Genomic DNA, 11,676 nt, shown 5'->3' with positions numbered 1-11,676 from the left:
TAGTAATAGAAATTTTAGATTCCATAGTTTTATTTTTACGTGTTTTCCTGTGGCATTCTAAAAATATTCCGATTTTGGGGTACAGATCAGCAGCTAACCGGAAGACAGGGATTATTTTTTGATTTTTGTGTCATTTTTTTAGGTTCTGATAATCTTCCACGTTTTCCCGGGTCAAAATTTGTGTATCCAAAATCTTTTCACGGTCCTGTTTGATTCCTTTTTTATCATTCACTATATATTTCACGGTCTCATATCCAATCTCATAGCCGGACTGGGCTCCCAGCACAGTGATGCGCCCTTCCTCCACTGCCCGGATCGCGTCCTCCTGGTCATCCAGGGTAGCTATGGCAATGCCGCTCCCCCTGGTAGCTTCCGCAAGTCCCAGGGCAGTGACGGCACTGGTGGTCATAATCCCATCCAGATTCGGATAATTGGCCTGGATCTCCTCCATCTCCTGCTCCGATACGCGCAGGTTGCTGTATCCGCTCTTCTCCACCTCTATATGGATATCCGGTTCCTGCTCCATGTATTTTTCAAATCCGGCGATCCGTTTCTCATGGGATGTCTGCTGCCTGCTGCCCGCAATGATGGCAATGTTCCCCTTGTGCTCCATCTTATCAGCCAGCACTCTGGCAAGCTCATACCCTACCGTCTCATTGTCAATGCCTATGTAGGGGACCTCCACATCCGCGATAGGGGTGTCATAGGCATACACCGGAATTCCCATTTCCAGGGCCTGGGCATAGTAATCCTGATTATCGTAAGAATCAATGGGGGATACCGCCAGGGCATCCACCTGCATTTTCAGCAGGTCCTGTATCATTTTTTTCTGTATTTTTTTGTCGGTCTCCGTATCCGGGGACAAAATGACTGTCTTCACGTTCCTCTCTTTGGCAGCCTTCTCCATACCTGCATTGACAGACATCCAGTATTCGCTGTTCCTGGATTTTGTCACGACCCCGATAATGATCTCCTGCTCCGGTTCCCGCACATCCCTGCCGGCACAGCCGCTGATGCATAAAAGGCTGAGAGCTGCCAGAAAAAGCTTTGTTATACTCTTTCGCATTCCACATTCCCTCATAATTGTTTTGTTTTCAGTTTATCATTTTCGCCAAGTAGTTACAAGATGGCAATGTTTTTTGTATGGTGGCTGGTATGGGGACAGCCTGATGGAGCGGGCGGGGTGGGGTGGCTGGTATGGGGACGGCCCGGTGGAGCGGGCGGGGGTCTCCTGTGGAAGCCAGCTTCGTTCCCCTTCAACTAATCGCTAACTGCGACTAAGACGCTCAGTAAAGACTTCGCGCCTAAGTCTTAGTAAGCGATGGATTTTCAGGCTCTCTACCGCAATGTCTTCCACAGGAGACCCCCGCCCGCTCCACCAGTCCTGACATTCTATAGCGAAAAAATCCCTCTATCCGATACTGTTTGCTCTCGGAACAGAAAAGAAAACTCTTTTCCCTATACTGATTCTTTTTCGAAAAAACATTATAACCCTTGAACTAGCGGAATAGTTACGGGTATTCACCTATCAAAAATAGCTTTATGATTGTGCGAATACCTGCCACCGCTACTCCTATACGCAAACTCCCCAGTAAATATACAAGTCTGACAGACACACTGAGAAACCCTTTTCACAAAACAAAATTAATTCTTTCACACCGCAAAGTTTTAACTACTTCAACCTTTTCCAAATACTTTCGCACTAAAAACTACTATAACTAACGGGGACGCCGAAGAACAGGAAGTGGATGGAAGCGGGCCGGGGAAGGGATATGCCTGGGAGCGATGTCTCAGTGGAGCGCGGGGAGATCCACCTGCCCCAGTTACTTAATGAAGAGGCCATTGCCGATGAATTTAGTAAATGGGAGCAGGTTAGCTCCCCGGCAGCGGAACGCTTCGCTCACAGGCATATCCCTTCCCCGGCCCGCTTCCATCCACTTCCGTCCGCCTTCTGATCCACCTTCATCTCACACAAAAAAACCCCAGAACCGACAATCCATCGGTCCCGGAGCTTCACCACCTTACGGAATCAAATTACCACAGATTTCTATAAATCTGTTTCACATCATCCTCCGTAACTTCTCTCATCGTATTCTGCGGACTACCACTGTCCATGGCATCGAACGCCATCTTATCAATCACCTTAAAGAACTCATCCTTATCAATACCAAATTCACCCAATGTAGGTGTCTCCAGCTCTTTTGTAATAGCTTCCACTGCTGCAAGGAACTTCTCACTTGCCTCTTTATCGGAATCTGTATCCACTGCAACACCCACTGCGCGTCCCAGGTCTGCAAAGCGGTCATATGCCCCTTCCAGAGCAAAGGTCAGGCATTCTTTCAGCAGCATGGCATTGGAAAGGCCGTGAGCTACATGGAACAGAGCGCCGATCGGACGGCTCATTCCGTGAATGATGGTGACAGATGCATTGTTAAATGCAATACCAGCCTCCAGAGCAGCTACGGACATCTGTACTCTGGCCTCCTCATTGCTGCCGTCCTTGAATGCAGCCGGCAGATATTTGAAGATACGTTTTACTGCTGACATGGCAAATGTATCGGAAAGTGTCTGTGCTTTTCTGGATGTGTATGCCTCCACTGCGTGGCATAAAGCATCGAGACCTGTGGCTGCTGTGATTTTAGGCGGTGCCGTCATGGTGAACTGCGGATCAATGATCGCCAGGCTTGGCATCAGGACTTTGCCCTTTAACAGCATTTTGATATTTTTCTTTGTATCTGTGATGATCGTAAACTGTGTTGCCTCGGAACCTGTTCCGGCTGTGGTCGGAATCGCTACCATAGGAGGCATCTCCACATCAATCACTTTGCCCATATAATCGGAAATACATCCGCCGTTTATAACCAGAGAACCGATGGCTTTCATGGAGTCAATGGGGCTTCCTCCGCCCAGAGCCACTAAAAAGTCACAGCCTTCCTCTTTGTATAATTTCAGGCCGTTTTCAATCATGGTATCTGTGGGCTCGCCTACGATCTCAGAGTAAATGGCATATTCTACTCCCTGGTTTTTCAGGGCTGCCTCAACTTTTGCGCAGTTTCCCAACTGAATCATCACTTTATCTGTAACAATAAGGGCCTTTTTTCCAAGTCCTTTTAATACTTCCTCTGCCATATTTAATGCGCCTGAACCGGAAATGATCTGACCCGGTACGATAAATTCTCTTGCCATAATCGTGTTCTCCTTTTTCTTTTCTATATTTTATGAAATGTCTGTTTGAATACTAAAATTCTGCGTCGTGCAGCCAGGTATACCGCTCGTCTTCACAGCGGTCTGTCTGCAGCCACGGATTACCCTCAATGTGGCGGATCATCCAGCAGGTGTACATCTGAAAGCCGGGAGCCACTGCCTGGGGATGCAGTTCACCACCCGGGATCGCTGAAAAGCTTCCGTCTGTGCTTTTGAAAACCTGGTCACCCACAAAGCTGGCACCAAAGCCTTCCGGACGGTCGAACATAAAGTAATAAGTCTCCGGCTGCGGATGTCTGTGAGGCAGATATCCTGACCAGTTTCCTCTGTCATTGAGAACCTCACCCAGAACCATGTTAGACCAGGGAGCGATATCATGGTCAAAGATGGTGTTGACTCTTCTCTTGGCAACATTTCCGAATTTGCCCTTGCAGGAATAACCCCAGGGAGCATCCTCCGGTTTGTATAATTTTGCTGCAAACTCTGTATCATTCTTTGTACACTGTACTAAAATCTCGGAATCTGCCTCTGCAGTTACGCTGACTTCTGTTCCTGTACACACATGAACGCACCAGGGGCCTTCTGTAAATACATCTTTTCTGCTGACAGTCTCCTTGTTTCCATCCCATGCATAGGTGATGTTTCCGGAGAGCAGAAGTACAGCCAGCTCCTCCCCGTCCCTTTTGAATGATCTTGTCTCACCGGCTTTCATGCGGTAAACACGGATGTCCATCATCATGTCTTTATATTCGTTGTCATAGGTTGTCAGAATCTTTTCACCGTTTGCGTCAAATTCCGGGTATCCGAACACTTTTCCCATATCTAAATATCCTCCTTGTCTTGTATGCTGTTATCCTGCCATAGCCGGGATAACCGGCTGCAGCATCTGGTTTTGCCGCACCGGCCCGATTTCCCTGCACTGCCGCAGACATTCCGTTCAGGGAATGGAGGGCTGTGCCAAGGGCGGATGGGTCCGTGCGGCATCCTGTGTTTATATAAAATTAATAAGCTCTGGACTCATTACGTCCTGTCATAACGCCTTCGCATGCTTTCTTTACACTGTCCTTGTCAGAAGTTGTGGCAATACCCACATTCCACCAGGATTCATAACCGTCTGTCATGGTTTTCGGAATTACCTTCAGATCAAAGAGACAGGCAATATCCTGTTTCTTCGCATCCTCAAGAGCGGCAACCAGTTCAGCGATGGTCCTGCAGGTATACGTCTTCAGGCCATAGCCCTCGCCGATTTTTGCGTAGTCTACAGGAATCAGGTCCCCGGTCGGTTTCTTGCCATCTGTATAACGGAACTCTGTGGCAATACTGCCGATACCGTGATTCATTTCCAGATTGTTAATGCAGCCGAATCCGCAGTTATCGAATACCAGGATGTTTACTTTCTTTCTCTCCTGCATGATCGTCATTATCTCGCTGTGAAGCATCTGGAAACTGGAGTCTCCTACCACACAGTATACTTCATTGTCCGGCTCAGCAAATTTTACGCCCAGAGTGGCAGCCACTTCGTAGCCCATGCAGGAATAGCCGTACTCTGCATGATATCCGCCTCTCTTGTCTGTTTTCCACATACGCTGCATACAGCTTGGCAGGGAACCGCCTGCTGTGATGATGGTAGCGTCCTTGTCAATCGTTTTATTGATAGCAGCCAGTGCTGCAGTCTGTGTGATCTTACCATTTGTGAGTTTTACGAACTCAGGAACGGTTCTCGGGTCTCTGGCCTTGATGATCGGTTCAAAGTCATCACCTGTGTATTCGATTCCGGCCAGGCGGTCCCACTCTTTGTCCCATGCTTCTTTGGCAGCTTCGATTTCTCCGTTGTAGGAAGAAACATATCCTTTGGCACGCAGCTTCTCTGCCAGAGCTTCCACTGTCACTTTCGCGTCACCGATGGCTTTTACAGCGTCCATCTTGTATGCATGGTATCTGTTGTTGTTGATGGTCACGAATTTCACGTCTTCATTTCTGAATAAATGTTTGGAGCTTGTTGTGAAGTCGGAAAGTCTGGAGCCTACTGCTATCACCACATCCGCGTCTTTTGCAATGACATTGGATGCCAGGGTTCCTGTCACACCGATACCGCCCAGGCAGTAAGGGTTGCTGGTCTGGCACGCACTTTTCCCTGCCTGGCTCTCGCCAAAGGGAATGTGAAACTCCTCACAGAATTTTTCAACGGTCTCGCCGGCTTCTGAATATTTCACACCGCCGCCTACGATAAGCAGTGGTCTCTTTGCTTTTGCAATGATTTCGGCTATATCTTCCAGCTCTTCTTCCACAGCCACCGGACGGGTGATCCTGTGTACGCGTTTCTCGAAGAAATAATCCGGGTAATCATAAGATTCCCCTTCCACATCCTGAGGAAGTGCGATACAGCATGCACCTGTCTCTGACGGGTCTGTCAGCACGCGCATTGCGTTGATCAGCGCTGTCATAAGCTGCTCCGGACGGGTGATTCTGTCCCAGTATTTGCAGACCGGCTTGAACGCATCGTTTGTTGTGGTAGCCAGGCTGCTGCTCTGCTCTAACTGCTGCAGAACCGGGTCAGGCTGTCTGGATGCAAATGTATCTGCCGGAAATACAAGAAGCGGAATATTATTTACAGTTGCTGTGGCACAGGCAGTTACCATATTGGCAGCTCCCGGTCCTACGGATGAAGCACAGGGAATGATGCTCTTTCTGTTGTTCTGTTTTGCAAATGCTGTTGCCACATGGCACATACCCTGCTCATTTCTTCCCTGCATAACTCTTAACTGTCCCGGATTGGTATCCAGTGCCTCTCCCAGGCCTACTGCAATGCCGTGTCCGAAAATGGTGAAGAAACCTTCCACGAATTTTGTTTCCACACCGTCCATGGATACATACTGATTATCTAAAAACTTAACGATAGCCTGTGCAACCGTCATTCTTGTTGTCTTTGCCATGATTAATCTCCTTTCATATACCGGGCAGGCGCTGCCTGCCACATGGGCGAGGGGGGAAACTCCCGGCCCGCCCCGCAGTCAGTGTTTATGTTAGTATCTATGTCAACGGTTGTCTGTAACCGCTATGACGCTGCGTTTCCGTACGGTCAGCGCAGTAAGTGCGCAGACCTGTCAAAACCATTATACTCTTGCGATCATTTCGCCGAATTTTTCTTTTTCCTCTTTGATGAATGCGTGCACTGCATCCGGTCCCGGAAGGGAATCGGAACAGTTGTTGCTTCTGACCATCATGGAAGCCTCTGCGGAACCGAATTCCAGACAGTCGATCACTTCCCATCCCTGATACAGTCCGTATAAGAAGCCTGAACCGTATCCGTCGCCGCCGCCGAAGCCTTTTCTTGCGTCAACCGGGAACGGTTTGATGGAGTATTTCTGTCCGTCACAGGTGTAAGCGGTGGAGCCCTTCATGCCGTGTTTGATCACAACGATCTTGGCGTTGTAGCTCTGCCACAGGGCTGCGGATTCTTCATCTGTCATGCCCGGCTGGATCAGCTTCTCAGTCAGGTCAAACTCTTCTCTTGAGCCCATGATGATGTCTGCTTCTTTTGCTACCATGGAATAGTAGATTGCGATCTCATCACTGTTCTTCCAGTTATACTCTCTGTAGTCAATGTCAAAGATGATCTTCGTATTATTTTTCTTTGCCAGCAGAACGGCTTTGATGGCTGCTTCTCTTGATGGACTCTCAGCCAGCGCTGTTCCGGAGATCAGGATTGCCTTTGTCTGTTTTATGTATTCCTCATCAATGTCATCCACATGAAGCTGTAAATCAGCGATGCAGTTTCTGTACATCAGAATGCTGCTTTCCTTTGGTGACAGCATCTCGGTAAATGTCAGGCCCAGCTTCTCGCCGCCGGTGCATTTTGTGATGTGTGAGGTATCAATACCCTGCTCATCAAAATAATCCACTACATACTCGCCAAACTGGTCATCGGAAACCTTTCCCAGGAATCCTGCTTTCATGCCGTGTCTTGTAACACCTACAGCGATGTTGGCCGGTGAACCGCCTACGAACTTCTCAAACATATGCACTTTTTTCAGAGGTTTAAACTCCTCTTTCACCTGGTCATTGTAAGCCGGGTTAAAGTCGATTGCCACACGGCCCAGTAAAACCAAATCCATTGGTCTGCTCTGATCAAATTCTACATACTTCATAAAAACTTTCCTCCTGTTTTTTTCATCCATGTTTGCGTGCTTTTTATTTATGTGTGCGTTTTACGTGCTTTCCTTTTGTGCTTTTATAGTATCACACGCACATTAAATGTGCAAGCACTTTTTTTATTTTCACAACCTTTCTATTTTGTGCACAATTTTAAGAGTTGGTTTTGTAGCATTTTCACAATAATATATGCGTGCTTTTCATTGTGTGCTTTTTAGGCAGCAAATCCGGCAGGGCGTTATATCCGATAAGGCGTTATATCCGATAAGGCGTTATATCCGACAAGGCGCATACCATGGCTGCTCTGTTTTATCTTCCTATGTAACGCAAAAAGAGTCCGGTTTCCCGGACTCCCGTTCCCGTCCCTGCCGCAGCACGGACCTGTTACAGATTATATTTTGTCTTTATATTGATCTCTGTATACATATATTCTTTTTCCGGCATTCTTCCTCTTCTCAGCATATCAGACAGAATGGAAAGCGCCCGGTACCCCTGGTCGTATCCCTCCTGGTCAATGAGAAAGTCCACGGTGCCTTCCAGAAGCGCCTTCTCATTCTTTGGTGTCAGGTCATAGATGATCACATACGGACGCTTTTCCAGGCTCAGCTTGTCAAATGCCTTTCTGACTCCCGCCTGCCCGCCGGAGGCCACAAAGATGCCCTCCAGATCCGGGAATGCCGACATGGAGTTTACGATGATCTTCTCCACTTCATCTGTGTGGTCAAAACTGCTCTGCACCCCCACCAGATCCATTTCCGGAAAACTCTTCTTCAGTTCCTCCACAAAACCGTCCACCCTGCGGCTGCCGGCGCTGTTGGAAAAATATCCGGTGATAACCAGAACCTTTCCCTTGCCGCGCATCATCATCCCCATGAGTCCTGCTGCGGTCTGTCCGCTTTTCCAGTTGTCAAGGCCCACAAAGCAGCAGCGTTTTGTTCCCACAATATCGGAATTAAAAGTGACCACCGGTATGTTCTTCTCCTCGGTCAGCTCATTCAGCTTCACCCTCACCTTATCGCAGTCCACCGGCATCACAGCCAGCGCGTCCATGCCTTCCTCCTCCAGCTCTGTGATCGCACGCATCTGCTCTGCCTCATCCACAGAAGCGTTCTCTTTTATGAGCACTTCCACGCCCTGATCCGCCAGCTTTTTCGCCGCATCCCGGATTCCCTTGTTGACCTGGAGCATAAAGGAGGACTGGGATAGCTGTGTCACGACTCCGACACGCTTTCCCCTGCCGCTCTGTTTTCCTGTGCTGTCCGCCTTTTTCCTGTGTTTTGGCACATATCCGATCTCATCTGCGATCTGTTCTATTTTCTTAGCCACTTCGGGGTTGATCCTCCCCCGGTTGTTCAAAGCCCGGTCCACAGTTCCCCGTGACACCCCTGCCAGCTCCGCAATCTGTTGTATTGTCCCCGCCATAATCCGCCTCCGGAAATTTTTATAAGAATATTTCGCACGCAAAACACACGCTTTTCCAATATATAGCACGCGTTTTTTCTATTATATCCTTTTGCACGCTGTTTTACAAGCAGTATCTTTAAAATTAAGGCTGATTTTTATGCAGCATCTCATATAATTCCAATACCATGACAGAAAGCTGCATATAATTCCTGGTATAGGCGTCATCCAGATCGGATTCCAGAAACTCTTTTATTTTCCTGATTCTGTATAATAAGGTATTTCTATGAATATAGACATCCTGTGAGGTATTCAGTACGGAGCGCTCATGTTTCAGATAAGAGGAAAAGGTAGCAAACAGGCCGTCCTTCTCCTCCTGTTCCCTTAACCACAGTCTTCTCACATCCGGATGGCAGGCATACACCATATCCTCCATATCGCCTGACAGAAGGATATGGTCTGCTGCCGCCTTATAAAAATCAAAAATACGGTCTGTTTCCCCGGAAAACCATGTTTTCATATTCTGCGCAGATTTTGCCTGTCTGTATAAATGCCATACGTTATAAATCCCTTCCATCCAAAGACTCATGCTCACATCAGCCTCTGTCTGCTCCAACAGAAGCCGTACGCGTTCCCTCTTAAAGCTGCCGCATTTACTGAGATTCCATATGAGAACAAAAGCATTCTCACCGCCTACGATCCTGCTCTCCGGAAATATATTCATAATCGTAGTCCGCAGGACCTCTGCTGCCTTTGCCGACATTTCCGTTCTCTTTGGACACACCAGGACAATCTGGTATTCGTCTGAAACCTTCCAGCCGGCATAATCAAGTTTCCTTGCCAGCTTTTCATCATCCACGGCATCCCGGTTCAGAAGACTGAAGAATACAGAATTTTCAGCGTTCTTCTCCTTTTCTCCCTCCTTCTTTTCCAAATGCTGATGCATAATGTGCAGAAGCATCTCCAGTATCTGATAATCCCCGTAATTCAGCGGTCTTTCTTTTTCTATCACATTGATCCTCAGAAAAAATTCATTTTGGTATATAAGGGCACCGGTGATTCCTTCACAGTTTAAAATAGTTCCTTTAAAATGAAACGGCAGTATTTTCTCATACTCAAAATCGTGGTCAGGATAGTAAGATTTCATATATTCCAGAGCCTGAATGGAGGAATAACCGTGGCGTGACAGATAGGCCCACTCCCTGTCCACGTCATTCTCCCCATACTGGGAACTCATCCCCAGAACCTTGCAGTCTGCATCAAACATGATCATAGGATTGTGGAAGACACGGAAACAGGCATCCACCAGGTCCTGATATGACCTCTGAAGCACCAGCTCCAGAATATTCTGCTGCCAGTCATCATAAAAGTCAAACACACTCTGGATGATATCAAAACCCTCCGCCAGATTCACATCCCGGAGCCTGATGCTGCCGGATTCCGCAGCGCATATGGTATCACTGCCCTCTGCATAGATATATGCACAGTCTGTGGCGTACACAAGTCTGGCACTTTTCAAGACCGGCGGGTCGCTGTCACTTAAATTTATCTCCATATCAAGAAAATATATCCTGTTCGCGATCATGTGCATACTTAACTTCATAAAGTTCCCCCCTTGTAATAAAACACGCTGTAGTACTAAAGTAAATCATACCATAAAACGTCAAAAAAATACATAATTCGACACAGACAATTAATTTGTGCTTATCACACCAAATGAGACCTCTATTTTTTCTGTTTTTTGTGCGCTCATCTCCTATTTTTATCTTTCAATTCATTTTATAATTCAATTAATTCAGAAATCTGTGTGCACAGTCTCTCGAATCATCTGCTTCTAATATAGAAAGAGGTGAATCATTATGAAAGTTTTGATCCTTGGAGGATTCCTTGGTTCCGGAAAGACCTCGCTCCTGCTGCAGCTTGCCTATTACATAACCGGACATGCCTTAAATGATAAAAAATATCAGGTTGTGATATTGGAAAATGAAGTCGGGGAGGAAGGCATTGATGACAAGCTGCTGCGGGGAAACGGATATCAGGTTGAAAACCTGTTTTCCGGATGTGCCTGCTGCACCTTGTCCGGCGAATTGCTGTCGACCGTCAGTAAGATTGAAAAAGAACTTCAGCCGGACTGGCTGATCCTGGAGACCACCGGCCTGGCCTATCCCCATCTGATCCAAAAAAACCTGGCTGACAGCATGGCCCTCTCCTCCAGAATCTGTATTGTGGCTGACGCTTCACGCTGGGAACGTCTCCTTGTACCGCTTCATGAACTGATCACAGGCCAGCTTATAAACGCGGATACCGTACTGATCAACAAGATGGACCTGGTCACACCGGATACGCTGAAAGCAGTCGAACGGCAGATACAGGATATGGGCAGGGTTCCAAAGATTTTCCGGACTTCTGCAAACCAGCCTGTTTCCCACTGTATTTGGGATTTTATACTGGAGGGTGATTCTTATGAATGAAATATCCCACGAAGCTACACACGGACATGACCACCACAGCCACACCCATGAGCATCACGAACACGCCTCCCAATCTCTGCGCAGGAATAACACGATCATCACTCTGAACGCCTATACACAGGATGAGGCCAGTGTTATTTCTCTGGAATGGAGCTCCTGCGAGGATGTAAAACAGACGGAGATCCTGCTGAAACAGCTCTTTAAAAACATTGCCCGGAATATCACCGAACAAAACGGCATCATAGGCCATATCAAAGCATCCATGGAGCGCAGTGAGGTCATTATGATATCCCTCACGGATACGGAAGCAATGAAAAAGGAGGCTCTGTCTCCAACCATAAAAATACATGCTGCAGTCATTGCCCTCTTCATAGATAAAAAGATCTTGACACAGATCGTAGAGTCTGCAATTGACAGCAGCCCCTTATTCTCCATCTGACCACAAGGG

Annotated in this window: 9 protein-coding genes; 2 read left to right on the top strand and 7 right to left on the bottom strand. The window is 47.5% G+C overall.

Annotated elements, in window-relative coordinates; all coding sequences use genetic code 11:
• Positions 1-130 precede the first annotated feature (130 nt).
• The 7 genes from LC508_RS23960 to LC508_RS23930 form a co-directional block, all read right to left on the bottom strand.
• The gene (locus tag LC508_RS23960; protein WP_118593861.1) at positions 131-1,066 is read right to left on the bottom strand and encodes a substrate-binding domain-containing protein; all 936 of its coding nucleotides are present in this window, start codon (positions 1,064-1,066) and stop codon (positions 131-133) included.
• Between the two features lie 968 nt (positions 1,067-2,034).
• Positions 2,035-3,186 carry an iron-containing alcohol dehydrogenase gene (locus LC508_RS23955; RefSeq protein ID WP_033143022.1) on the bottom strand — a complete coding sequence of 384 codons (1,152 nt, stop codon included), beginning with the start codon at positions 3,184-3,186 and terminating at the stop codon, positions 2,035-2,037.
• A gap of 52 nt (positions 3,187-3,238) precedes the next feature.
• Entirely contained in the window at positions 3,239-4,024 is a 786-nt protein-coding gene (locus tag LC508_RS23950) for a 5-deoxy-glucuronate isomerase (protein WP_054353254.1), read from the bottom strand.
• 181 nt (positions 4,025-4,205) lie between these two features.
• A complete protein-coding gene (gene iolD, locus LC508_RS23945) occupies positions 4,206-6,137 on the bottom strand; it encodes a 3D-(3,5/4)-trihydroxycyclohexane-1,2-dione acylhydrolase (decyclizing) (RefSeq protein ID WP_103732583.1) in 1,932 nt (643 codons plus the stop codon).
• Positions 6,138-6,317: 180 nt separating this feature from the next.
• Positions 6,318-7,352 carry a 5-dehydro-2-deoxygluconokinase gene (gene iolC / locus LC508_RS23940; protein ID WP_033143019.1) on the bottom strand — a complete coding sequence of 345 codons (1,035 nt, stop codon included), beginning with the start codon at positions 7,350-7,352 and terminating at the stop codon, positions 6,318-6,320.
• A gap of 388 nt (positions 7,353-7,740) precedes the next feature.
• Positions 7,741-8,778, bottom strand: a complete 1,038-nt coding sequence (locus LC508_RS23935) for a LacI family DNA-binding transcriptional regulator (protein WP_033143018.1) — start codon at positions 8,776-8,778, stop codon at positions 7,741-7,743.
• 124 nt (positions 8,779-8,902) lie between these two features.
• Positions 8,903-10,360 (bottom strand): PucR family transcriptional regulator, encoded by a 1,458-nt coding sequence (locus LC508_RS23930; RefSeq protein WP_118593862.1) that lies wholly within the window; start codon positions 10,358-10,360, stop codon positions 8,903-8,905.
• Between the two features lie 256 nt (positions 10,361-10,616).
• Between LC508_RS23930 and LC508_RS23925 the strand changes: the two genes are divergently transcribed.
• Entirely contained in the window at positions 10,617-11,228 is a 612-nt protein-coding gene (locus LC508_RS23925) for a GTP-binding protein (RefSeq protein WP_033143016.1), read from the top strand.
• Positions 11,221-11,667 (top strand): hypothetical protein, encoded by a 447-nt coding sequence (locus LC508_RS23920; protein WP_054353260.1) that lies wholly within the window; start codon positions 11,221-11,223, stop codon positions 11,665-11,667. Before LC508_RS23925 ends, LC508_RS23920 begins: the two co-directional genes overlap by 8 nt.
• The last annotated feature ends 9 nt before the right edge of the window (positions 11,668-11,676 follow it).

It is taken from the genome of Blautia parvula, assembly GCF_020215665.1.
In the GTDB taxonomy this organism is placed as follows: domain Bacteria; phylum Bacillota; class Clostridia; order Lachnospirales; family Lachnospiraceae; genus Blautia; species Blautia celeris.
The sequence above is the reverse complement of the archived record's forward strand: the minus strand, read 5'-3'. Positions and strand labels throughout refer to the sequence as shown.